Source organism: Roseateles agri (assembly GCF_034043675.1).
Classification (GTDB): Bacteria; Pseudomonadota; Gammaproteobacteria; order Burkholderiales; family Burkholderiaceae_C; genus KK5.
This window is the reverse complement of sequence record NZ_JAXCLA010000005.1, coordinates 489,383-513,263: the sequence shown is the minus strand read 5'-3', so window position 1 is coordinate 513,263 and position 23,881 is coordinate 489,383. Positions and strand designations below refer to the sequence as shown.

Below are 23,881 nucleotides of genomic sequence, written 5' to 3'. Positions count from 1 at the left end.
GGTGCGTGATCGCGGCTGAGGCTGCGATCAGACAGGGCCTGACCCCGCCCCCGGACTTCGCCGGACATGCTGTGCACGCGTGGCTCCAGATCTCACTGGAAATCAACCATGCAATCGCATTCGCACACCATGAAGTTCAACCACATCAGCTTCCCCTCGCGCGACGTCGCCGCCACGGCCGGCTTCTTCGAACGCCATCTCGACTGGCAGTCCACGCCCATGGGGCGCAGTCGCGTGCTGAAGGGCTACGGTTTCGACGTCGTCATCGAGGACGCGACAGACCGCGCGGTCGACTGGCCGGGCAACTTCCACATCGGCTTCGAGCTGCCCTCGCTGGCGGCGCTGCGCCAGTTGTTCGAGCGCCTTCAGTCCGACGAGGTCGATTTCGCGAGCGACCTCATCTCGCACGAACGCGGCTCGCGGTTCTTCTGCCGCGTGCCGGGCGGCGTGCTGGTCGAGCTCAACACCCGCGAAGATGCCGCGCCGCCGTTCCGCGCCGGCTTCGGCCTGGCCTGAGTGGGGCTAGCCGTGCCGCCTCGTGGCGGCGCGGAGCCTCAGATGATCAGATCAGGCTCTTGACCACGCCGCCGTCTACGCGCAGCGCGGCCCCGGTCGTCGCTGATGCCAGCGGGCTGGCGATGTAGGCGACCATGGACGCGACCTCGTCGGGCGTTGCGAAGCGCTTGATGAGGGAGGTGGGACGGACCTTGTCGAAGAACTCGGCCTCCACCTGTTCGAAGCTCTTGTCGGCGGCGCGCGCCATGTCCTGCACGAAGTCGCCCACGCCGCGCGACTTCGTCGGCCCCGGCAGCACGCTGTTGACCGTGATGCCGGTGCCGGCCACCGATTCCGCGAGGCCGCGCGAGACGGCCAGCTGCGCGGTCTTGGTCATCCCGTAATGGATCATCTCGGTCGGGATCTGCACGGCGCTCTCGCTGGAGATGAAGATGATGCGGCCCCAGTTGGCCTGCTTCATCGCCGGCAGCACCAGCCGCGCCAGCCGCACGCCGCTGAGCACGTTGACGTCGAAGAAACGCATCCAGTCCTCGTCGGGAATGTCCTCGAACAGCTTGGGCTCGAAGATGCCGAGGTTGTTGACCAGGATGTCGATGCCGGGATGGCGGCGCACCACCTCCTCGGCCGCGTCGGCGCGGCTGAGGTCGCCGGCATAGGCCTCGATCGTGCCGCCGGTTTCCTCGCGCATGCGCCTGGCCGCGTCGTCGACGGCGGCTTGCGTCCGTCCGTTGATGATCACCCGCGCGCCGTCACGCGCCAGCGTGCTTGCGATCGCGTAGCCGATGCCGGCCGTGCTGCCGCTGACGAGTGCCAGCTTGCCTTTGAGTTGCAGATCCATGTCGATGCTCCAGAAGGGGATGGTGGATGGACTATCAGGTGCGCGTGATCGACAGGCCGCCGTCGACGAGCGAGGCCGTGCCCGACACGAAGGACGAGTCGTCCGATGCGAAGAACAGCACCGAGCGGGCCAGCTCCTGCGGCGTGCCGACGCGCTTGAGTGCATGCAGGTTCGTCACGAAGGCTTGCGATTCGGGCGTGTTGTTCATGTCGCGGTACATGTCGGTGTCGACCGCACCGGGCAGCACGGCGTTCACGCGCACGCCCTGCGGGCCGAACTCGGCCGCCAGCGACTGCGTCAGGCCGATCAGGCCGGACTTGCTGGCCGCGTAGGCGGCGACGCCAGGGAAGGCCGCCGAGTAGCCGACGAAGGTGGAGGTGAAGATCACCGAGCCACCGCCGTTCTTGACCATCTGTGCGATCTGGTGCTTGGCACCGAGGAAGGAGGCGGTGAGGTTGACGGCCAGCGTGTCGGCGAAGCCCTGCTCGGACACACCGGTCGACGGACCGGCCTCGCCCAGCGTGCCGGCGTTGTTGAAGGCCACGTCCAGGCGGCCGTAGCGCTCGACGGCCAGGTCCACCAGCGCCTTGGCGTAGCTCTCCTGGCGCACGTCGCCGGCCAGCGCGACGGCGCTGCCGCCGGCGGCGTGGATCTCGGTGACGAGGCTGTCCAGCTCGGCGGCGCGTCGGGCGCCGACGACGAGCTTCGCGCCCTCGGCGGCGAACAGCAGCGCGCTGGCGCGGCCGATGCCGGAGCTGGCGCCGGTGATGATGACGACCTTGCCGTCGAGGCGGCCGGATTGGGTGGTGCTCATGAATTTCTCCTTGGGTTGAATCGGAAATCGATGAGCAGAGTGTGAGGACCGGAGGGCGCGGGCAGAAGAGGGCGGATCTCGACTCTGGCGTTCGCCGGCACCGAACGATGCGCTGAGAATTCACTTCGATTCACGGCAAGCCAGCCGGACGCGGGCCGATGATGGCCTGCCGTACGGCGCACCTGTTTCCCTGAGGATCTTCATGTTGAAACTCGATGGCATCGCCAGCTTCGTGGCCATCTCCGAGGCCGGCTCGATCAGCGCTGCGGCACGCCGGCTGAATCTGTCGAAATCGGTGGTCAGCGAGCGTCTGGCAGAGCTGGAGAACAGCGTCGGTGCGGCGCTGTTCCATCGCACCACGCGCAAGCTGACCCTGACCGAAGACGGCAGCGCCTTCCTCGAGCGCGCGACTCGCATCTTGCGCGAGGTGGAGGACGCAGCCTCCGAGCTGGCCGAGCGCCGCGGCCAGCTGATCGGGCCGATGCGCCTGTCTGCGCCGATGACCTTCGGCCGCATGCACCTGGGGCCCGCGCTGTATCCCTTCCTCGCCCGGCATCCCGGCATCTCGCTGACGCTGGAACTCGATGACCGGCGTGTCGACGCCGCCGCCGACGGCTTCGACGGCGTGGTCCGCCACGGCGTGCTGGAAGACTCGCGGCTGGTCGCGTGGCAGCTGGCGCCGAGCCGCCGGCTGCTGGTCGCCTCGCCGGCCTACCTGGCGCGCCACGGCACGCCCACAAGCCTGAAAGAACTCGCCGCGCACCGGGCGATCTACTACCTGAACCGCGGCCTGGGCGACTGGACCTTCCTCGATGCCAAGGACGACGACTTCATCCGGCCGCCGGCCACGCTGCGCGTCAACAACGGCGATGTGATGAAGGACGCAGCGATCGCCGGCCTCGGCCTGGCCCTGCTGCCCAGCTTCATCATCGGCGACGAGCTGAGGCGCGGCGAGCTGCAGGTGGTGGACGTGGGCCGGCAGGCGCAGCAGGAGGTGATCTATCTCGCGCATCCGGAAGGCCGCAAGGCCTCGGCCAAGCTGCGTGCACTGGCACAGGCGCTGCGCCAGGCCTTCGGCGATCCGCCGTACTGGGATCGCTGAGCGCGAGCCGAGGTGATCCAGGCGGACGCCTGACTGGGGATCGCGCCCTGTGCCATGCGGGTGAGGTGCTGCCGCCGTGCCCTGACTATCTTCGTGGTGACCGCTTGTGGCTGCTGTCCGGCCACGCGGTCTTCACGGAGATCTCCATGAAACGACTGTGCTTCCCCGCGGCCCTGAGTTTCCCGACGCTGCTGTCCGGCATCCTGATACTGGCCCCGATCGATCCGTCCCACGCCATCGGCAGCAGCGGTTTCGACGCCGTGCGCTACCGCTGTGCCGTGCTGGGCGAGTCACTCGAACCCTGCGTGTCCGCTGCGCCGCCGCTGCAGTCCCATATCGAAGCGCGCATCGAACCGGGCCCGCAAGCGGCCTACCTGATGCACCTCGGCGTGGACAAGGCAACCGCCATCGAGCAGGCCCGCGTACACGGCGAAAGCCCGACGCTGCTGCGGCTGCGGATCACGCCGCAGGTGCTGTCCGGCGAGGCTCTGTACCGGCGTGCACTGGGCATCGGCGGGTTGGCGCCGGCCGTCACCGAATCGCCGATCTGAGGCGTGCTGCGATCGGGCTTGTTCTCGAAGATTCACGGTGATTAACAGCGCGCCGCTATCGGGCGCTCGGATGATGACCCTCAAATCATTCCAATCGGGATAGAGGGGGGTCTTCATGTTCGAAACGGTGGCCGACCAGGCCGTGAAACGACCTGAATCGCCGCGATGAACTCTGGCGGCGCGCTTCCCGGCCTGCCGACGCACTTCGTCGGCCGCGATGAGCAGGTGGCCCTGGTCGAGGCCAAATTCCGTCAGGGGCGTCTGGTCTCCGTGGTCGGCTCCGGCGGGCTGGGCAAGACGACCTTGGCTGTCGCCGTGGCGCGACGGATGGCGCCAGGCCAGTCCGACGGCGTCTGCTTCGTCGATCTCGCCAGCCTGAGCGACAGCGAACACCTGCCGGCCCGACTGGCGGCGGCCCTGGGCATCGAGGCCGCGGCCGAGCGCATGACCGGAGCCGTCCTCCAGCACCTCCGCGGTCGGCGCCTGCTGCTCGTGCTGGACAGCTGCGAGACGGTGATCGAGGCCGCGGCGCGCCTGGCCGAGGAGATCCTGTCGGCGGCGCCGGCCGTCCTGTTGCTGGCAACGAGCCGCGAGCCGCTGCAGACGGCCGGCGAATGGGTACACCGGCTGGCGCCGCTCGGCTGCCCACCGCTGCAGCGCGCCTTTCCCTCATGGCTGGCGATGAGCTATCCGGCCGTGCAGCTGTTCCTGCGCATCGCGCAGGACCGTCGTGGCTTGCTGGCACCCAGCCCTGCGGACGTGGAACGCGTCGCGGCCGTGTGCTGCCAGTTGGAGGGCGGCCCGCTGGCGATCGCGCTGGTGGCGTCTCAGGTGGGGCCACTGGGCCTGGACGGTGTTGCAGCGCAGATGGGCAGCGGCCTGCTGACCTTGTCGAGCCCTGAGGGCGACGGCCCCCCGCGCCATCGCACGCTAGAGGACGTGCTGAGCTGGAGTTACCGGCTACTGAAGGACCGCGAGCAACAGGCCTTCTGCAGCCTTGCCCTGTTTCGCGGCAGCTTCGACCTGGCCGCCGCGCTGGCCGTGGCCGGCGATGGGCAACGGGTGGACACGATGTCGGCCGTGCTGGATCTCGTCGACAAGTCGCTGCTGGCGACCGTGCCGAGCGGCGACACCGTCGACTACCGGATGGCCGACACGACCCGCGCCTTCGGCCTGGACCGGCTCGAGGCCCTGGGCGCGGATGCCTACCGCGCCTCCAGGCGCCGGCATGCCCGATTCATGTTCGAGCTGCTGGCCACCGTCAACGCCTGGCCGGACCATGGCCGATGGGTGGAGGATGTGCGCTGGGCGCTCCAGTGGGCCCTGTCCGCCGATGGCGACCGCCTGCTGGCCGTCGAACTCACGCTGCGCACCGTCGCCCTGGTCGAGCGCACCTTTCTTTTCTCCGACTTCCTCGGGCTTCTTGCACGAGCCGTCGTGGCGGCCCGGCTGCTGGACCCGCCGCGCCCGGATCTGGTGCTGCGCCTGGAGACGCTGCCGCGGATCGACAGCGCACAGGCATTTCGCGACGAGCCGCGCCAGGTCGAATTCCTGATCGAGGCGCTGGAGTCGGCGCGCGCATCGGGCGAGACGACGGCGCAGATGACGGCGCTGCTGCCCCTCTTCGGCCATCGCTTCCAGTTCGGTGACTACCCACAGGCGCTGGCCTGGTCGAACCAGATCCAGGCCCTGGCCGAGCGCGATGCCGATGCTTTCGTCGAGCTCACCGCGCGCCGGACGCGCGCGCAAGCGCTCCACTTCCTGGGCGATCACGCGGTTGCCCGATTGCTGGCGCAGACCATCTGCAGCCAGCCGGCACTCGACATTCCGGCAGCCTATGGGCCTTCGGCCGTCAGCGCGGCGGTGTCCATGCGCATCGTCCTGGCCCGCATCCTGTGGCTCGAGGGGCGGGCCGAGCAGGCGCTGCGCGTGGTGCATGAGTGCCTGGCGTTGGCCGAACAGGGCTCGCATGCTGCCCGCTGCCAGGCGCTTGCGCTCGCGGCCATGCCGATCGGGTTGTGGTGCGGGCATTTGCCATCCTGCCGGGCCTGGCTGGAGCAGTTGGTCGAGTTGGTGGAGCGCCATCACAGCATCTTCTGGCGACCCTGGTGCTGCTTCTATGCCTCGCAGCTCGGGCTGGCGGATGAGGCCGCTCGTGGCATCGCGCTGGAAGCGTTGCAACTGCCCGACATGGGCATGTATCGCGATCACGTCGCCACCTTTGATGCCGCCACATTGACGCAGGACGGCAGCGCGCGGGTGCAGGTCGGTCGGGTCGGCTGGTGCGCGCCGGAACTGCTGCGTCTGCAGGCGGAGAGCGCTTTCGCGCGAGGCGAGGCGGAGGAGGCGGCCTCCGATCTGGCTCGCTCCATCGAACTGGCGCGCGCGCAGGGCGCCCTGGCCTGGGAGCTGCGGTCGGCGATCACGGCGCTGCGCCTGTCCCCGCTCACAGGCACCGCGGCGCGCAGCCGGCAGCGGCTGGCCTCGGTCTACGGGCGCTTCAGCGAAGGCTTCGAGACGCGCGATCTGCAGATCGCCCGGAGCCTGCTGAGCGCAGGGGCGTGACAGTCGTGAATCGATGTGAATTCGCGCGCGTGGGCGCCGTGGCGCGCCGTCACGGCCTTATCGTGACGCCATGACTCCTGCTGCTACTCAAGACGATATTGCCCTGCGCCTGGACCGCCTGCCCGTGACCGCGCTGCACCTGCTCGCGGTGGGCCTGTGCGCCGTCGGCTTCGCGCTCGATACCTTCGAACTGGCACTGGGCGGCATCCTGGCGGCCGTCTTCTCCGCCCCTGCGCACGCATTGCCAGCCCGCGAGCTGTCGCTGCTGCTGGCCTCGGTCTACATCGGGGCCACGATCGGCGCGCCGCTGCTGGGCTGGCTGGCCGACCGTTTCGGCCGCCGCCAGCTGCTGATGGTGTTGATGCTGGGCCTGGGCGCCGCCTCGCTGGCCAGCGCGCTCAGCCCCTCGCCGGCGCTGCTGGCCCTGTGCCGGGGCCTGGGCGGCGTCGCGCTGGGTGCCTATCCGCCGATCGTGATCGCCTACCTGACCGACCTCGTGCCGCCGACGCGGCGCGGCATGCTGATCTTCGCGATGGTTGCCTTCGCGTCGCTCGGTCCGCCGGCCGGCATCTTCCTGGTGCGCTTCCTGACGCCGCTGCAGCCGCTGGGACTGGAGGCCTGGCGCTGGGGTTTCCTCGCGGGAGGCGTCGGGACCGCCATTGTCGGCGCGCTGTTCCGCCTGCTGCCCGAATCGCCGCGCTGGCTGCAGGCGCGCGGGCGCGAAGCGCAGGCCGAGGCGGCCTTCGCGCGCCTCCAGCAATCGAGAACGATGCTCGCGGCGGTCCCGCGGCCCGTGCCGGCGAAGGCCGTGGGGGACGACCCGGTGCGCCCGTGCGCGCTTCACCAGGCCGTCGTGGCAGGCATCTTCCTGCTGAGTCCCTGGGCTACGGTGGCCTTCCCGATCCTGTCCGGTGCCGTGCTGGCGCAGAAGGGCTACCAGCTCTCCGACACCTTGCTGGTGCTGGGCCTGTCGTGGTTCGGTCCGCTCATCGGGACACTGCTGGCCTCGTCTTCGGTGGACCGGCTGGAGCGCCGGGTGGCGCTGTGCCTGTGTGCCGTCGCGATGGTCGCCGCCGGCGGGCTCTTCGTCATCGGTGACGGCGCGGCCTGGCTGGCGGCCACCAGCATCGCCTTCACACTGGCCTCCGCGCTGTACGTGCCCACGCTGACGATGTACAGCGCCGAGCTGTTCCCCACCGCAGCGCGCGCCCGCTCGTTGGCGGCGGCCTGGGCTTTCAACCGCATCGGCGCGGCGATCGCGCCGATGCTGCTGCTGCCGCTGCTGCACAGCGCGGGCGCGACGGCAATGTTCGGCGTGGTCGCGCTGACCTTGCTGGGCAGCCTCCTGCTACTGGGCGTTGCGCCGCGCGGCCGGCAGCGCATGCCGGTGCGCTGAGGCGTCGCGTCACCGTATCAGGATGCCAGCAGCGCTGCGGCCTGGCGCAGGTCGGCCGTCGCGAAGCCTTCGGTGAAGCGTCGGTAGACGGGTTCGAGCACCGCACGGGCCTCGGCTCCGCGCCCGAGTCGTTCCTTCAGCAGACGGGCCAGGCTGTTGGCGGCTCGAAGCTCCCAGGCCGGTGCCTGCTGGCGGGCTGCGGTTTCCATCGCGCGAACGAACAAACGCTGCGCGATGTCGACGGTGTCGGGCGCATCGTCGCCGAGCAATTGCTCGCCCCAGGCCCGCAGGATTTCGGCCGTGCACCAGTCGGCGGCGTCGGTCTCGGCGCGGCTGACTGTGGCGGACGTCAACCAGCCTCGGTAGGCAGTCATCAGGTGGTCGCGCTGCAGGGCGCTGGGCACCGGGCCCTGCGATTGGGCGGCCGGCTCGGGAAGCCACCACGGGATCTGCGCCGTGGAAGGCAGCCAGACGCCGTCCGAGGCCTGGCTGAGCGTGAGTGCGCGCAGTGCATCGATCCTCGGCCGGGCCTCGGCCTCGTCGCCGCGCCACAGCGCCAGCGGGCACAGGCAGAGCGACAGCACCTGCATCTGGGCCAGCGGATCGTCGTTCGACGCGATCTGGAAGGTGTCCTCGGCCATCAGCCAGGCCTGGTCTGCCATGCCTTCGATCCAGAGCGTGCGAGCCAGCATGATGCCCATCGACACGCGGTGGTCGAGGCCGCCGCCGATCGTGCCCATCGTCCCGCGTGGCAGCGGATGACTCAGCACCCGCTCGGCCAGCAGGCGGCAGCGCCCGTTCACACCGGCCAGGTGCGAGGCCTGGGCGCCGATGCGGTCGGCGACCAGCGCCAGCACGGGCTGCCCCGAGCGCTGCGCGGCCGCAGCCAGGCGCTCCTGCGTGTGCAGCGCCTCCTGGTACTGCCCGAGCGACATTTCGACGGTGACTACGGCCATCAGCGCTTCGGCCTCGAAGCTCGGGTCCTCGAAGCTGGCGGCGAGCTCCACCGCGCGGGCGCTGGCCGCATTGGCGATGCCGGCGCGCGTGTCCTGCTTGATCGCCAGCGCGATGTTCAGGCGTACTTCCAGCTCGGGGTGCCGTTCGGGCAGGGCGCTCAGCGCCTCCAGCGCCCGTTCGACCGCGTCCGGCCGGTCGAAGGGATTGATGGAGTTGATGATGCCCCACAGCCGTGCCGTCAGCCGGCAGCCGGTCAGCGGGTCGCCGTCCGCGCTGAAGCACCAGGCCAGCGCAGCGCGCGTCTCGACGATCAGCCACAGGTGCGCCGCGAACCATGCGGGCTTGGCGAGCGTGGTCCAGTCCTGGGCGGCTTGGTCCACCAGCCGCCTCACATGCGACGCGTGGCAATGGTCCAGGCGGGCCCGTTCGCCGAGCAGGTCCAGCTGCGCGATCGCGAAGGCACGAGTCAGCTCCAGCAGGCGGAACTGCACCACCTCGCCGCTGGTGTCGATGGTGAGCAGGGACTTGGCGGCGAGGTCGGCGACTGCATCGCGTACCTGGGTCTCGTCGACTGAGCCGGCGGGCTCGCTGAAGAGTACGAAGTCGATGGCGGCGCGCAGCGGGAACCAGCCTCGAAACAGGCCCAGCCGCGTCAGCACCAGCCGCTCGGTGTCGCTCAGGAGCCGGTAGCTCCAGTCGAGCATGGTGGTCAGCGAATGGTGGCGGGACGGCACGTCACGCCGGCCGCCTCGTAAGTCCAGCAGGTGCGCATCGAGCTGTGCCGTCAGACCGGAAAGACCGAACAGATCGACCCGCGCTGCGGCCAGCTCGATGGCCAGCGGATTGCCGTCCAGCCGGCGGCACAGATCGCCGACCTGCTCGGCATCGCCGTCGGCCAGCACGAAGTCGTCGACGCTGGCAGTGGCCCGCTCCACGAACAGCTCGATCGCCGGATAGCGAAGCGCCTCCGCCGCGCTTGGCACCAGGCCTTCCGGCGGTAGAGCCAGCGCGCCCACGCGGTGCAGCCACTCGCCCTCGGCGCGCATCGGCTCGCGACTGGTCGCCAACAGGTGGACGCCGGGCCCGCTGGACAGCAATTGCTCGGCCAGCGTCGCCAGCGGCTCGATCAGGTGCTCGCAGTTGTCGAGCACGATCAGCAGGCGCCGCTCGCGCAGGAAGTTCTGGATGCTGCTTAACACCTCATCACGACCTGGCAGCCGCAGGCCCGCCGCGATCAGCGCGGGGACCATCTGGCCATCGACGATCGGTGCGAAGTCGAGGTAGCAGACGCCGTCCTCGAAGCTGGCGGCCCGCGACTCGGCCACGGCCAGCGCCATCGTCGTCTTGCCGATGCCGCCTGGTCCGACCAGCGTGACAAAGCGGCCGAAGTTCAGTTGCGCGGCGAGCAACGCAACCGACTCCGCTCGGCCGATCATCCGTGTCACCTGCGCGGGCAGCCGGCCGAAACGGGCGTCCGCCTTGGCGGCCGGAGGTGCCTCGAACCAGGACGACAGGCGCCGTACCGGCGCCACGAAAGAGTAGCCGCGGCCCGGCTTGTTCACGATGTAGCGTGTGCCGCCCTGGCCGTCGCCCAAGGCCTTGCGAAGCGCGGCGACGTGCACGCGCAGACTGCTTTCCTCCACGATCGTGCGCGGCCACACGATGGCAGCCAGCTCGTCCTTGGTGACGACTTCTCCGGCGCGCTCGATCAGCGACACCAGCAGGTCGAACGCCCGGCTGCCCAGACGCACCGGCTGGCCGCCGGCCAGCAGCAGCTTCTGCGAAACGTACAGGCTGAAGGGGCCGAAACCGAAGGCTCGACCGTGGATCGACGGCGAAGCGGAGGGCATCAGCGCGGTGCCTGCTGGCGCAGCGCCTTCAGTTCATCGAGCAGTGCATCGGCGGCCCGCAGGTCGGCCGTGTCCGCGCCTTCGGTGAACCGGGCGCGCGCGGCCATCAGGCTCGTGGCGGCCTCCTCGTGCCGGCCTTGCGCGTGCCACAGGCGCGCCAGGCTGGTCGTAGTGCGCAGGGTCCAGGCAAGCGCACCCTGAGCTTCGGCGATCTCCAGGGATTCCCGCAGCAGGCGGTCGGCCTCCTGTGCCGGGCCGGTCGTCCACAGGCGCAGGGCCTGCTGTCTCAGGATTTCCGCAGCGCACCAGCCGGCGCGGCCCTGGCGTGTGCGGACCAGGCTGTCCTCGTGCCAGAGCCCTGCGTCGAGAGTGATCAACTGGTCGATGCCGAAGGGGTGGCTGCCGACGGGATCGAGACGCCTCGGCTGCGTTGCGGGCTCGGCGCCGGCAAGCCGCCTGGCCTGCGCCGTGTCCACATAACCGCGTGCCAGGTAGAGCCACTGGCCCGAGCTGAATTTCTGCGCATGTGACAGCAGTTCACGGGCATGCAGCAGCGCCTCGTCGTTCTCGCCCCGCCACAGAGCGATCGGACAGACGGCCAGCGCCAGCGACTGGCAGACCGCCAGCGAGCTGTCGGCCTCGGCCTCCTGCAGGCTTGCCCGCGCGGCGGCGGCGGCCTGCTCCGGCAGGCCGGTCAGCCAGAGTGCGCGCGCCAGCAGGATGTCCATCGAGACCCGGTGGTCGACGATGCCCGCAAGCGACGCCAGCGGCGCGCGCTGGACCGCATGGTTGCGCACGGTCAGCGCAAGCCGCCGGGCCTGCGCGTGATCGCCTTGAAAATGCAGGGCCTGCGCGGCCAGTCGATCGGCGACGACCGCAGCCACCTCGTCGTGTTGAGCGAGTGCCAGTGCCTTCATCCGGCCGGCCGCAGCCAGCGCGCGTGGGCCGTCGTTGCCGCCCAGCGCGTCCTGGATCTGGCCGATCTCGGCTTCGATCTGATGGGTGGCGCTGGGGCTGCCCAGGGCCATGTCCGTGGCGTGGTTGTAGGCGGCGCGGGTCGCCGGGCCGGCGCCCATTCGCTCCTGCATGTGCGCCGCCACGCCGAGGTAGAGCTGGACGAGCAGCGACAACGGCGGCTCATCAAGCTGCTCCAGGGCCTCGATCGCGCGCCGGATGCTGATTTCGTAGTCCTCCAGGTACAGGTAGCGCGCCATCGGCCAGCAGCGGGCGATCAGCGAGGCGCCGATCAGCGGGTCGCCGCTGGGTGAGAAGGCCCAGCCCAGCGCCGTGCGGATGGCCAGGACCAGGCTGCCGTGCATCGTCACCCAGCGCCGCTTGGCCATCGTCGGCCAACTGGCCTGCGCCTCGATCAGCAGATCGCTCACCAACAGCGCGTGGCGGCGACGCACCGCATCCTCATCGTCGCTCTCGCGTTGCTTCTCCAGTGCGTAGGCGCGGGTCTGCTCCAGCAACTGGTGCTTGACGACCTCGTCGAACACCACGCGGTTCAGCAACGACTTCGCGCGCAGCCCGGCCAGGCCGTTCACGACATCGCTGGCGCTCACGTGCTCGTCGCCCGCCACACGGATGGCGGAGCGCAGCGAGAAGGGGCTGCGGAACACGGAGATCCGCCGCAGGATGGCTTGCTCTGTCGGCGTCAGCAACTGATAGCTCCAATCGAGCATGGCCGAGAGTGCCTCGTGCCGGGTGGCACCGGTGCGCCGTCCGCGCTTGAGATGCAGGAAACCGGCCTCGACTTCCTCGACCAGCCCGCGCAGGCCAAACTGCTCCAGCCGCGCCGCGGCGATCTCGATGGCCAGCGGCAGGCCATCCAGACGCCTGCACAGCTCGGCGGCGAGCGGCGCGTCGTTGTCCGACAGTTCGAAGCCTTCCACTCGCGTGCCGGCGCGTTCGACGAACAGGCGGATCGCCGAGAAAGCCAATGCCTGCCCGGCCGCCGGGGCGTGCGGGGGAACCTCAAGGGTGGCCAGCCGGAACAGCCATTCGGGTTTGACGCCGACCGGCTCGCGACTGGTCGCGAGCAGGCGCAGGCCGGGCGCGTGCTCGAGCAGCGCGGCGACGGCGGTGGCTACGGCGTCGACCACATGCTCGCAGCTGTCCAGCAGCAGCAGTGCCGGACGCGCGCCGAGCAACTGGGCCAGAGTGCCGATCCAGTCATCCGGGAAGTCGGCAAGACCGAAAGCAGCCGCCAGCGATGAGGGCACGTGAGCGGCGTCGTTGATGCGGGACAGGTCGACGAAGCAGACCGCGTGCTCGGGGTGCATCGCCACGAAGCGCTCGGCTGCTGCCAGCGCCACCGTCGTCTTGCCGATGCCACCCGGCCCGACGACGGTGATGAGCCGGCGCTGGTCCAACTGCTCGACCAGGGTGTCGATGGCGGCTTCGCGCCCGACGATGCTGCTCAGTCGCGTCGGCAATTGGCCGAGCGGGGAGGCGACGGTGGGCTGTTGCGATACGGCCGACGGATCCATGGCCTCGGCGGCTGGCATGCGCCTGACCGGAGCGACGAAGCCGTAGCCGCGTCCCGGCACGTTGGTGATGTAGCGCGCGCCGTCAACGCCGTCACGCAGCGCGCGGCGCAGCGCCGACATGTGTACTCGCAGGCTGGTCTCCTCGACCACGACCTGTGGCCAGACGCGGGCTTCGAGCTCTTCCCGGCTCAGCACCTCGCCGGCGCGTTCGACCAGTGCGATCAACAGTTCGATGGCCCGGGCACCGAGGCGGACGCGCTCGCCGCCGCTACGCAGAAGCCTGCGCGACGGAAACAGCTGAAAAGGACCGAACTCGAAGGCGAGTTCCTGGCCCGGCTCGATTCCCCCCGCCATCGATCCTCCTCCATCTACGTTTGGACAAGCAACGCCGATGGATTGGCGAGGTGTGGGGTTCGAGATCTGCCGGCCCTCGTTCCGGACTGGAAACCCCTCGCTCGAGACCATGCAAGTCGCTTAATCGCGGGACTTTACTCGACATCCAGACAGCAGTGCCTCGCGGATTTCCCGTGAGCCGCAAGGATCAGGCCGCCATCTGCGAGCGCGGGCGGGAACGGATGGCGGCGAGGGCCAGTTGCTCGCCCGTCGGGTCCACCAGGCCGCGGCGCTTGGCCACATCAGCCGCGGCAGTGCGTGTCGGTGCGTCCAGCTTCTGCAGCAGCGCCTTGACGTGGGCCTTGACCGTGCCGGCGGCGATGTCGAGCTCGGCCGCGATCGCCTTGTTGCACAGGCCGGCTGACATCAGTTTCAGCACCTCGGCCTCGCGCCGTGTCGGCAGGTCCTGGGCCACCGCCTCGGCCAGGCGGCTGGCAATGCAGCCGGCTAGGTAGCGCTGGCCGCCCGCGACCGCGAGCACCGCGTCCACCAACTGGGCCGGGCGGGATTCGTAGGTCAGGTAGCCGAGCACGCCGGCCTCCAGTGCCGCGCGGATGTTCAGCTCGCCTTCCAGGTGCGAGACCACCAGGATCGCCGTCGACGCGCTTTCGCGGCCGATCCGGGCGCGGCGCAGCGCGCGGGCGGTCTCGATGCCGGTGAGCAGGTCCGTGACCAGCACCTGGCCGCATTCCCGCCCGCGCCGCCAGAGCGCTGCGGCGTCGAGCTCCTTCACTACTTGTTCTTGCACGTCGAGCCGGGCGTCACAGGCCAGCGTCGTCGCGATGCCCACCCCTACCAGAGAGTCGGCATGGGCGACCAGGACGGGTGTCGGTGTAGCCATCAGCATGGGGTCCTCCAAAGGCCCGGGATGGGCCGTCTGGGTGAATCTTGGGTGAGCCCCCGGCCCGGCGCCAGTAAAGCGTCGCGAAGGCTTGCGAAGCGCCAGCGCCGATGCTGCATGGCGATTCACGAGGAATCGCAGCGATTCACTCGCCATGACGACGTGTTTCGCCCAAGCTGTCTCATCCCCTCAACCGATTGGCAATCCAAGGAACCCCACCGTGATCACTCCAGCGAAGCAAGCCCTTGCCGTCCTCCTGCTGGCCGCCGCGGGCCTCGCGACTCCGATGGCCGCGCGGGCCCAACCCAAGCCCTATCCCGCCACGTTCAAGGTGCAGGACATGGCGGTGAACGGCGCCACGCTGCATGTGCGCGTCGGTGGCAGCGGTCCGGCCGTCGTGTTGATCCACGGCTTCGGCGATACCGGCGCGATGTGGCAGCCGCTGGCTGTCGACCTGGCGAAAGACCACCGCGTGGTCGTGCCGGATCTGCGCGGCCTGGGCCTGTCCTCCAAGCCCGAGGCCGGCTACGACAAGAAGAACCAGGCCGCCGACATCCGTGCCGTGCTGGACCGACTGGGCATCGAGCAGGCGGACATCGTCGGCCACGACATCGGCACGATGGTGGCCTACGCATATGCCGCCAGCTATCCGGACAAGACGACGCACCTGGTCGTCATGGACGCGCCGGTGCCCGGCATTCCGCCCTGGGAGCAGATCGTGCGCCTGCCGGCGCTGTGGCATTTCGACTTCGGTGGCAAGGACGCGCTGCGCCTCGTGCAGGGCCGCGAGCGCATCTACCTCGATCGCTTCTGGAACGAGTTTGCCGGCGACCCGAGCAAGGTCGACGAAGGTACGCGCAACTACTACGCGAAGCTCTACGCCCGGCCGGGTACGATGAAGGCCGCGTTCGCCCAGTTTCAGTCCATCCGCAAGGATGCCGAGGACAACCTGGTGCTGATGAAAAACAAGCTGCCGATGCCGGTGCTGGCCATCGGTGGCGAGAAGTCCTTCGGCGCCAACGAGGCCATCGTGATGCGCAATGCCGCGACGAACGTCACCGAGCTGGTCGTGCCCAGCGCCGGGCACTGGCTGATGGAGGAGGCGACCGTGCCGGTGACGGCGGCGATCCGCAAGTTCCTGGCTCAGTAGGAGTTGCGGCATTCGCAAGCCATTCGCACGGGTGGCTTGAATTCACCTTGATTCACGCTCTGTATGACGGTGCTTGCCTTCGGCCCATTCCGCTACGACGCGATGCGGCGTGAACTGCTCGACGTTACCGGGCCGGTTCGCATCGGCAGCCGTGCACTGCAGTTGCTGGAGGTCCTGCTCGAAAGCCCGGGCCGGGTGTTCTCCCGCGAGGAGCTGATCGCTCGGGTCTGGCCTCGCGCGGAGGTCGAGGAGAGCAATCTTCGGGTCCATCTGTCAGCCCTGCGGCGGGTGCTGGGGGATGACCAGACCGGGACACGCTACATCGACAACGTGCCGGGGCGGGGCTATGTCTTCGTTGCCGAACTTCGCAAGATGCCGCCGCCCGACGCACCGGCGCCGAAGCCGCTACTCATCCGCGCGGCCCCCATCGGCCGCGACGCGGTGATTGCGCGCCTCGGCGAACTGCTGGCCAGCCATCGCCTGGTCTCCATCGTCGGCATCGGTGGCCTGGGCAAGACGACGGTGGCGCTGGCCGTGGCCGACGAACTCGCCAGTCGCCACGGCCAACGCTGGTTCTTCGTCAGCCTGGCGAGCCTGAGCGACGCCGCGCTGGTGACGACCGAAGTGGCTCGCGCCTGCGGACTGGACGTGGCACGCAGCGTGGCATGCACGGCGCTGGAGGAGGCACTGCGCGATGAGCCGGTGCTGATCGTGCTGGACAACTGCGAGCACCTGATCGACGTCGTGGCGACGCTGGCTGACCGCCTGCTGCGGCACTGCCCGGAGCTGCGCATCCTGGCCACCAGCCGCGAACCGCTTGAGCTGGAGGCCGAACGGCTGTTCAAGCTGCCGCCGCTGGCTTTTCCCGAGGCGCGGCAGCCGCTGTCGCCGGAAGCCGCCCTGGCCTATCCGTCCATCCAGCTCTTCGTGCAGCGCGCCAGCGCCGCCTGCAGCTCATTCCGGCTGACCGACGACAACGCGCAGGCCATTGGGCAGATCTGCGCGTTCCTGGACGGCATTCCGCTGGCCATGGAGCTGGTGGCGGCGCGCATGGACATGCTGGGCGAACGCGGACTGCTGCGCCATCTGGAGCAGGCGATCGAGCTGCCGACCCGCGGCCGGCGCACGGCCGCCGGCCGCCACCAGACCTTGCATGCCGTGCTCGACTGGAGCCATGAACTGCTCGACGCGGACGAGAAGTGCACGCTGCGACGCTTGTCGGTGTTTCGCGGCAGTTTCAGCCTGGAGAGCGCCGTGGCCGTCGTCTCGTGCCCGGAGCTGCCGCAGCGGCGCGCCGAGGCGGCGGTGCTGGGCCTGTGCTCGAAATCGCTGCTGACGACCGAGCCGTCCGCCCGTGGCGCGGCCAGCTATCGGCTGCTCTACATCACACGCCTGTTTGCCCAGCGGCTGCTCGCCACCGCGCCAGACGCGAGCGCCGTGCATCGGCGGCATGTCTGCTTCGTGCTCGGCTTCGTGATGGAAGCCAAACGGACCCATAGCGACATGGTCCGCTACCGCGAGGAACTTGCCAGCGTCTCGCGGACCGCCGATCTGCGTGCGGCGCTGGCCTGGACATTGGTGGAGGCGAACGAGCCCGCGCTCGGCATGGAGATCATCGCGGAGCTGCACCCGATGTACATGGCCGCCGACCAACTCGAGGAATGCCAGCGCCAGGTGATGCTGGCCCTTGGCAAGATCGGGCAGGCGGGCGCGGCCGGCACCACGCTCGAATTCAAGCTTCGCAAGCAGATGGTCTACCTGTCCGGCCAGACGCTCGGCTACCGGCCGGACCAGCTGCAGATGCTCGCCAGGATGCAGGAGCTGGCCGCCGGTCACGGCTCTGTCAGCGATCGCCTCGAGGTCGTGTACGCCGCCATCACCAGCACTTACGGCCAGGGAGACTATCTCCGCTCGCTTGCCGGCTGCGACGAGGTACGCGAACTGGCCCAGGGCGAGTTCGCTGCGCTCTCCGTGCTCATGGGCGACCGGCTGGCGGCGCTGAACCTGCATGCGCTGGGCCAGCACGATGCGGCCGAGCGGCTGGCCTACCGGGTATTGGCCGCGGATCCTGTCGCGCTGCCCTGGCGCTTCCTCAGCACGGTGCCCTTCGAGGTATCGATGCGCATCCAGCTCGCCCGCATCCACTGGCTGCGAGGCGATTTCGAGAAGGCCTGGACGGTCGTCCAGGAGATGTTGGCCCTGCAGCAGGACACGCATGTCTATTCGAACTGCCAGCCGCTCGCCCTGGCCGCCATTCCGATCGCGATCTGGAAGGGCGAGTTACGCGTGGCGCGGCGCTGGACCGATGAGCTGCACGACGAAGCGACGCGTGCCAACCTCTCCTACTGGCTGGCCTACGCGAAGGTCTACGGTGCGGTCATCGACGGGCGGCGCATCCTGCCGGGAAGCAGCGAGGCCCTGCTGCTGGCCCAGAGCACGCCGCTGATGGACATCCATGCGACCCTGTGCCCGGCCGCGCCGCCGGACCGCACGCTCACGCGGGTGCGCCGGGGCGAGGTCGGCTGGTGTGCTCCCGAGGTGCTGCGCCTGGCCGCGCTGGGGGCGCTCGATATGCACAGCGACGACAGTCGCGCGCGCTGTACCGCGGCGCTGGACGAGGCCTACGAGTTGAGCATCGAGCAGGGCGCGCGAGTCTGGGCGCTGCGCGTCGTCACCAGTCAGATGCAGGTGGCGGATGCCGGCAGCGCCGCGCGGGAGCTCGCGGGTCGGCGTCTGCAGGCGCTGCTGAAGGCCATCGACGACGGCTCCGACATTCCCGACCTGGTGCAGGCCCGATCGCTGGCGAGGACCGGGCGGGCGCGTCGCGGCACGCGCCCGGCCTGAGCGGGGCCCGCGCGCGGGTTCAGGCAGAGGCGAAGGCCAGCAGGTCGGCATTGACCTGCGATCGAGCCGTGTCGCCCAGGCTGTGGCTGCCGCCCTTGTAGATCTTCAGCTGCGCGCCCTTGACGAGCTTCGCGGACAGCAGCGCGGCGCCCTGGATCGGCACGATCTGGTCGTCGTCGCCGTGCAGGATCAGCGTGGGCACGTCGAAGCGCTTGAGGTCCTCGGTGAAGTCGGTCTCGCTGAAGGCCTTGATGCAGTCGTAGGCGCCCTTGTGGCCGGTCATCAGCCCTTGCAGCACCCAGGACTGGATCAAGCCCTGCGACACCTTGGCGCCAGGCCGGTTGAAGTTGAAGAAGGGGCCGCTGGCGACATCGAGGAAGAACTGGGCGCGATCGGCCAGATAGGCCTGGCGGAAGCCATCGAACACTTCGATCGGCAGGCCGACCGGGTTGTTCGGCGACTTGACCATGATCGGCGTCACCGCGCCCATCAGCACCGCCTTCGCGACGCGCCGACTGCCGTGGCGGCCGATGTAGCGTGCGACCTCGCCGCCGCCGGTCGAGTGGCCCACCATCGTCACGTTCTTGAGGTCGAGCTGCGTGAACAGTTCGTTCACGTCGTCGGCATAGGTGTCCATGTCGTTGCCGTCCCAGGTCTGGCTGGAACGGCCATGGCTGCGGCGATCGTGAGCGATGCAGCGAAAGCCCTGCGATGCCAGGTGGAACATCTGAGCGTCCCAGGCGTCGGCCGACAGCGGCCAGCCGTGGCTGAACGCGACGACCCGGCCGTTCTTCGGCCCCCAGTCCTTGTAGTAGAGCTGCGTGCCGTCGCGTGTGGTGATGAACATGGAAGCTTTCCTCTCGTCGGGGCGGATGGGCGGCGTGGCCGCGAAAACGGGCGCGAGCGGGAGGGCCGCCGCGACGGCAAGCAAGCCGCGCCGCGCGCGGTCGGTGGGGCGATCAGGCCACAGCATGGCGGCCTGCGGATAGCTGCCTGGCGAGGCTTGCGACGCGCTTGCCGAGATGCTCGGCGGTCAGCAGGTCGGCCGGCGGCGGGGCGGTCTCGGCGCTTTCGTCGGCATTCGACTGCGCGGCCGCGCCGAGGAAGAAGCCGTGACGATTCAGCGTGTCCTCGGTGGACTTCGAGTTGTTGTGCCCCGGCGGCAGCGCCAGGTTGACCCAGTGCATGCCGTGCTGGGCCGCGAAGATGGACAACTGCTGCAGCGTCGCGAGCTTGTCGCCCGAGCGCGAGGCCGAGTTCGTGAAGCCGGCGGCCAGCTTGTCGCGCCACAGCCCGCCCTTGGCGAACACGGTGCGCGAGGTGGCGTCCATGAAGGTCTTGAACTGCGCGGAGGCGCTGCCCATGTAGGTCGGGGCACCGAAGATGATGGCCTCGCAGCGTTCCAGCGCGTCCCAGTGCTGCTCGATGTCTTCGACCTTCACCAGCAGCACGTCGGTGCCCTTCACCTGGGCTGCACCGTCAGCGACGGCCTGCGCCTGCCGGGCCGTGTGGCCGTAGCCGCTGTGATGGACGACGGCGATTCGGATGCTCTCGTCGGGGTTCATGGATTCCTCTTTCAGCTTGTGGTGGAGAACGCCTCGACGATAGAAGCGCGCTCCTGCCGGCGCGTCTCTCGGGCAGAGCGCGCGGGGCTGGCCCGATTGGGAGAGGCAGCGCGACGCAAGCCTCGGGATCATGGTCGCAGGAGGTGCTCAGCCATGCACAGTTTTGACGGGAAGTCCGTTCTCATCGTGGGCGGCAGTTCGGGTATCGGTGCCGCAACGGCGCTGGCATTCGCCGCTGCCGGCGCGCGGGTGGTGATCGCAGCGCGCAATCCCGAACGTCTCGCGGCCATCGCTTCGCAGGGCGCGTCGGCCATCGAGACCCGGGTGCTCGACATGACCGACGCCGGTGGCGTCGAAGCGTTCTTCGCCGATGGCCCCGCCTATGACCATGTGGTGGTTTCGGCTGCCCAGACGCCGACGGGTCCGGTGCGCACACTCGGGCTCGAAGACGCGCGCAGCGCGATGGACAGCAAGTTCTGGGGCGCCTACCACGTGGCCCGGTCCGCACGTATCGCTCCCGGGGGCTCGCTGACTTTCGTGTCCGGCTTCCTGAGCGTTCGCCCCAGCAGGAGCTCGGTCCTGCAAGGTGCGATCAATGCGGCGCTGGAGTCGCTGGCGCGCGGCCTGGCGCTGGAACTGGCCCCGGTGCGGGTCAACACCGTGTCGCCCGGCCTGATCAACACCTCGATGTGGGACAAGCTGCCCGAGGCATCGCGCAAGGCGATGTTCGATGGCGCGGCTCAACGGCTGCCCGCAGGTCGCGCGGGAGCCGCGGAAGACATCGCCCAAGCGATCCTTTTCGTGGCCGGCAACGGCTACGCCACAGGCTCCACGGTGCTGATCGATGGCGGGGGCGCCATCGCTGCTTGAGCACCTGATCGCCCGCCTAGCGGGCGATCAGGCCGAGCTGCTGCTTGAACGTCAGGTTGTCTTCGAGGTGCCAGTTCTCGGCGATCACCCCGTCGCTCACCCGATAGATATCGAAGGCCTGGAAGTCGATCACCTGGCCCTCGCCCGACAAGGTACCCATCTGCCCCGTGAAATGCCCGCGGAAATGGAAGCGGATGCTGATCCGGTCCCCGGCGATGACGACGTCTTCCATCTCGGCGCTCAGATCGGGGACCGCCGCGCGGAATGCCGCTGACGCGGCCAGCGGCCCGGACGGCCCTTGAGGCCGGCCCGGCGGGAGCGTGCGGTCCATGAAGTCGGGCGACAGCGCGATACGGGCGTACCGTGGATCACCGGTGTTCCAGAAGGCCGCGTAGCGGCGGCCGGCCAGCAGGATGGGCGCGCTGTCCGTGTCGCTGGCGGCGCTGAGGTGCTGCGGCACAGGCAGTTCGTCGGCCGCCAGCGCTGGCGCTGCGACCAGCCAGGCCGATGACAGAAATCCGTTGAAGATCTGGCGTGCATTCATTGGGGGCTCCTTGTGGCGGCGAGCATCGGGGCTCGGCTGCGGTTGGATGAACGGGAGCATGCGCACGAGACGCAAGCTCGTCGCAAGTCTTGACGCTCGCCTGCATCGAGGCATGTCCAAGACGGGTGAGGGAAGCGTCATCCGCCTGGTGAAGCCGAGCCAGTCTTCATGAACAGAAACAACCCGGCCGGGAATAGGGCAGGCACTTGCTTGTCTACAGAAGGACAGGGCCACTCGGCGCTGTCCTCGCCGAAGGCGATGCAGACCCCGTCAATCTCGAAGGAATTCCATGCGCACCCAGCAGTTCGTCACTCTTGCTCTCTCGCTCTTCATCGGCACGGCAGCCATGGCGCATCCTGGCCATGCCGATGGCCCGACCAGCCGTGCCGAAGTGATTGCCGATCTGGAGATCTATCGCCAATCGGGCCTGGCTGAACTGGACGGCCGGGACGAGCCGCCGGTGTACGGCGCCGATTACCAGGCCGCCCAGGCGCGCTACCAGGCGCTGCACGCATCGCCGGCGTTCGCGATGCGTGTCGCGCGTATCGCGCAGCAGCGGGGCGAGGCCGTGGCGACGGCCAGTTCCGGCGCTGCCCAGTCGACCGTCACGCAGTAACTTTCGATCGAAAAGGCGAGGCGCGGGGGAATAAACCGGCAACTCGCTTGTCTACCTCGGAATGGGGCGTCCGCCCCGCTCCACAGGAACCGACACGCATGAGCCTGAAAACCTTCTTCGCGCTTTCCCTCGCCAGCCTGGCCGCCGGTGCCATCGCGCTCTCGCCGCAGCAGGCCTTCGTGGCCGAGAACGACGCGGCCATGCAGAAGATGATGGACGACATGGCCGTGAAGCCGTCCGGCAATATCGACCGGGACTTCGCGGCCATGATGACCCCGCATCACCAGGGCGCGATCGACATGGCCGTGGCCGAACTGCGCTACGGCACGAACGAGCAGATGCGCCGCATCGCCCAGGAAATCATCGTCGAGCAGCAGCAGGAGATCGCCGCGATGCGCCTGGCGCTCGGCGACCCGCCGCCGGCTTCGGCGCCTGCGCCCACGCAGCCGACCCAGCCCGCCACCCATCACCACTCGCATCAGGAATGAACGTGCTCCACCGCTTCCTCCGCTCCCCGCTCGCCGCCGCTCTTGCCGTCGCTCTTGCCGGCACCGTCCTCACGGGCACGGCCTTCGCCGGCCAGGCGCCCGGCGCCCAGTCCGAGCGCGACATCCCGATCAGCCACCGCGATCGCATCTATGCCGCCGAGCAGTTCTCCAACACGCTGTCCGTCACCGACCCGGTCGACAACAAGCTGCTCGGCGTGATCCGGCTCGGTGACCCCTCGCCGGGCAACTTCAGCCCGCTCTACCGCGGCCAGGTGCTGGTGCACGGTCTGGGCTTCTCGCCGGACCATCGCACGCTCGCCGTGGTGTCCATCGGCTCCAACTCGGTCACCTTCATCGACACGGCCACCAATGCCGTCAAGCACACGACCTATGTCGGCCGCTCGCCGCACGAGGCCTTCTTCACGCGCGACGGCAAGGAGGTCTGGGTGACCGTGCGCGGCGAGAACTACGTGTCCGTCATCGACGCCGCGACCTTCGAGGAAAAGACGCGCATCGTGACCGCCGCCGGCCCGGGCATGCAGATCTTCTCGCCGGACGGCAAGTACGGCTACGTCTGCTCGTCCTTCAATCCCGAGACGGTGATCGTCGACGTGGCCTCGCACAAGATCGTCGGCAAGGTGAAGCAGGACAGCCCCTTCTGCCCCAACATCGCCGCCACGCCAGATGGCAAGCAGGTCTGGCTCACCTTGAAGGACGTCGGCCGCACGATGGTCTTCGAAGCCCGGCCGCCGTTCGCCGTGCTCGCCGCCTTCGACACCGGCCCGATCACCAATCACGTGAACTTCGCGCGCACGCCGGCCGGCACCTTCGCCTACGTGACCGTCGGCGGGCTGGACCAGGTGAAGGTCTTCCGCACGGACGACTTCTCGCCCGTCGCCACCATCCGGGTCGGCAAGCTGCCGCACGGCGTGTGGCCGTCGGGCGACGGCTCGCGGATCTACGTTGGTCTGGAGAACGCCGACGCGCTCGCCGCCATCGACACGGCGACCAACACGGTCGTCGGCCAGGTGCCGATCGGCCAGGCACCGCAGGCCATCGCCTATGTGCCCGATGCCGTGCCCGAGGGTGACGGACTGCAGGGCCTGCAGCCGCTGGGCATCGCCGGCCAGGTCGCCTCGCTGAGCCTGGGCGAGGCCGGCGCATCGGCTGCTGCTGCTGCGAAGACCAGCGTGGCGATGTTCGACCAGGGCCTGCTGCAGGTGCTGCAGGCCTCGGCCACCGGGCTCAAGCCGAAGTCGCCCTACGTGCTCGGGCTGGCCGAGAAGGCCGATGGCAGCGGCGCGCTGCAGCCGCTCGCCAACTTCATGACCAACCCGGCCGGGTCGGCCATCGTCAACGCCATCGGCCCGATCCGCCAGATCGTGCAGAGTCCGGTGGACGCGGTGCGCCGCTACCTGGTGATCGCCCCGGTCGTGGACGGCAAGCCCGGATCGGTGGTTCAGGTGCAGACCGGGTCGATCTGAGCCAC

19 protein-coding genes are annotated in these 23,881 nt (G+C 69.2%); 11 read left to right on the top strand and 8 right to left on the bottom strand.

The genetic code is table 11. The features are described 5' to 3' along the window. Positions 1-129: 129 nt before the first annotated feature. On the top strand, positions 130-516 hold the full coding sequence (locus SNE35_RS17735) for a VOC family protein (protein WP_320424263.1): 387 nt from the start codon (positions 130-132) through the stop codon (positions 514-516). A gap of 46 nt (positions 517-562) precedes the next feature. On the opposite strand, the gene SNE35_RS17730 is transcribed toward SNE35_RS17735, so the two are convergent. Together SNE35_RS17730 and SNE35_RS17725 are read right to left on the bottom strand one after the other, a co-directional pair. Then, the gene (locus tag SNE35_RS17730; protein ID WP_320424262.1) at positions 563-1,354 is read right to left on the bottom strand and encodes an SDR family NAD(P)-dependent oxidoreductase; all 792 of its coding nucleotides are present in this window, start codon (positions 1,352-1,354) and stop codon (positions 563-565) included. Positions 1,355-1,388: 34 nt separating this feature from the next. Next, positions 1,389-2,168 carry an SDR family oxidoreductase gene (locus SNE35_RS17725; protein WP_320424260.1) on the bottom strand — a complete coding sequence of 260 codons (780 nt, stop codon included), beginning with the start codon at positions 2,166-2,168 and terminating at the stop codon, positions 1,389-1,391. 202 nt (positions 2,169-2,370) lie between these two features. Here SNE35_RS17725 and SNE35_RS17720 point away from each other — a divergent pair, with 202 nt between their 5' ends. From SNE35_RS17720 to SNE35_RS17705, 4 genes are all read left to right on the top strand, one after another. After that, positions 2,371-3,270 (top strand): LysR family transcriptional regulator, encoded by a 900-nt coding sequence (locus SNE35_RS17720; RefSeq protein ID WP_320424259.1) that lies wholly within the window; start codon positions 2,371-2,373, stop codon positions 3,268-3,270. A gap of 146 nt (positions 3,271-3,416) precedes the next feature. Further along, positions 3,417-3,821: a hypothetical protein gene (locus SNE35_RS17715; protein ID WP_320424258.1), complete on the top strand. Its 405-nt coding sequence runs from the start codon at positions 3,417-3,419 to the stop codon at positions 3,819-3,821. A 165-nt stretch (positions 3,822-3,986) separates the two neighbouring features. Next, entirely contained in the window at positions 3,987-6,386 is a 2,400-nt protein-coding gene (locus SNE35_RS17710; protein WP_320424257.1) for an ATP-binding protein, read from the top strand. Between the two features lie 70 nt (positions 6,387-6,456). After that, positions 6,457-7,782 (top strand): MFS transporter, encoded by a 1,326-nt coding sequence (locus SNE35_RS17705; RefSeq protein WP_320424255.1) that lies wholly within the window; start codon positions 6,457-6,459, stop codon positions 7,780-7,782. 17 nt (positions 7,783-7,799) lie between these two features. On the opposite strand, the gene SNE35_RS17700 is transcribed toward SNE35_RS17705, so the two are convergent. The 3 genes from SNE35_RS17700 to SNE35_RS17690 all read right to left on the bottom strand — a co-directional run bounded on the left by SNE35_RS17700 (position 7,800) and on the right by SNE35_RS17690 (position 14,321). Continuing rightward, entirely contained in the window at positions 7,800-10,589 is a 2,790-nt protein-coding gene (locus SNE35_RS17700; RefSeq protein WP_320424253.1) for an ATP-binding protein, read from the bottom strand. Continuing rightward, complete coding sequence (locus SNE35_RS17695; RefSeq protein ID WP_320424252.1) at positions 10,589-13,435, bottom strand: ATP-binding protein; 2,847 nt, start codon at positions 13,433-13,435, stop codon at positions 10,589-10,591. Before SNE35_RS17695 ends, SNE35_RS17700 begins: the two co-directional genes overlap by 1 nt. Positions 13,436-13,622: 187 nt before the next feature. Beyond that, entirely contained in the window at positions 13,623-14,321 is a 699-nt protein-coding gene (locus SNE35_RS17690; RefSeq protein ID WP_320424251.1) for a response regulator transcription factor, read from the bottom strand. A gap of 280 nt (positions 14,322-14,601) precedes the next feature. Here SNE35_RS17690 and SNE35_RS17685 point away from each other — a divergent pair, with 280 nt between their 5' ends. Both SNE35_RS17685 and SNE35_RS17680 read left to right on the top strand, forming a co-directional pair. Beyond that, positions 14,602-15,465: an alpha/beta fold hydrolase gene (locus SNE35_RS17685; RefSeq protein ID WP_320424364.1), complete on the top strand. Its 864-nt coding sequence runs from the start codon at positions 14,602-14,604 to the stop codon at positions 15,463-15,465. Positions 15,466-15,528: 63 nt separating this feature from the next. After that, complete coding sequence (locus SNE35_RS17680) at positions 15,529-18,309, top strand: ATP-binding protein (protein ID WP_320424250.1); 2,781 nt, start codon at positions 15,529-15,531, stop codon at positions 18,307-18,309. 19 nt (positions 18,310-18,328) lie between these two features. On the opposite strand, the gene SNE35_RS17675 is transcribed toward SNE35_RS17680, so the two are convergent. Both SNE35_RS17675 and SNE35_RS17670 read right to left on the bottom strand, forming a co-directional pair. Then, a complete protein-coding gene (locus tag SNE35_RS17675) occupies positions 18,329-19,156 on the bottom strand; it encodes an alpha/beta fold hydrolase (RefSeq protein ID WP_320424249.1) in 828 nt (275 codons plus the stop codon). 112 nt (positions 19,157-19,268) lie between these two features. Next, positions 19,269-19,874: a flavodoxin family protein gene (locus SNE35_RS17670; RefSeq protein WP_320424248.1), complete on the bottom strand. Its 606-nt coding sequence runs from the start codon at positions 19,872-19,874 to the stop codon at positions 19,269-19,271. Positions 19,875-20,027: 153 nt separating this feature from the next. Here SNE35_RS17670 and SNE35_RS17665 point away from each other — a divergent pair, with 153 nt between their 5' ends. Continuing rightward, positions 20,028-20,744, top strand: coding sequence for an SDR family oxidoreductase (locus tag SNE35_RS17665; protein ID WP_320424247.1), 717 nt, complete (start codon positions 20,028-20,030; stop codon positions 20,742-20,744). A 16-nt stretch (positions 20,745-20,760) separates the two neighbouring features. Here the strand turns inward: SNE35_RS17665 and SNE35_RS17660 are convergent, their stop codons facing one another. Further along, positions 20,761-21,288, bottom strand: a complete 528-nt coding sequence (locus SNE35_RS17660) for an ester cyclase (protein WP_320424246.1) — start codon at positions 21,286-21,288, stop codon at positions 20,761-20,763. A 289-nt stretch (positions 21,289-21,577) separates the two neighbouring features. Here SNE35_RS17660 and SNE35_RS17655 point away from each other — a divergent pair, with 289 nt between their 5' ends. The 3 genes from SNE35_RS17655 (at position 21,578) to SNE35_RS17645 (ending at position 23,876) form a co-directional block, all read left to right on the top strand. Then, a complete protein-coding gene (locus tag SNE35_RS17655) occupies positions 21,578-21,904 on the top strand; it encodes a DUF4148 domain-containing protein (protein WP_320424245.1) in 327 nt (108 codons plus the stop codon). A gap of 98 nt (positions 21,905-22,002) precedes the next feature. Beyond that, positions 22,003-22,392: a DUF305 domain-containing protein gene (locus SNE35_RS17650; protein WP_320424244.1), complete on the top strand. Its 390-nt coding sequence runs from the start codon at positions 22,003-22,005 to the stop codon at positions 22,390-22,392. Continuing rightward, positions 22,389-23,876, top strand: a complete 1,488-nt coding sequence (locus tag SNE35_RS17645) for a YncE family protein (RefSeq protein ID WP_320424243.1) — start codon at positions 22,389-22,391, stop codon at positions 23,874-23,876. Before SNE35_RS17650 ends, SNE35_RS17645 begins: the two co-directional genes overlap by 4 nt. Positions 23,877-23,881: the final 5 nt, after the last annotated feature.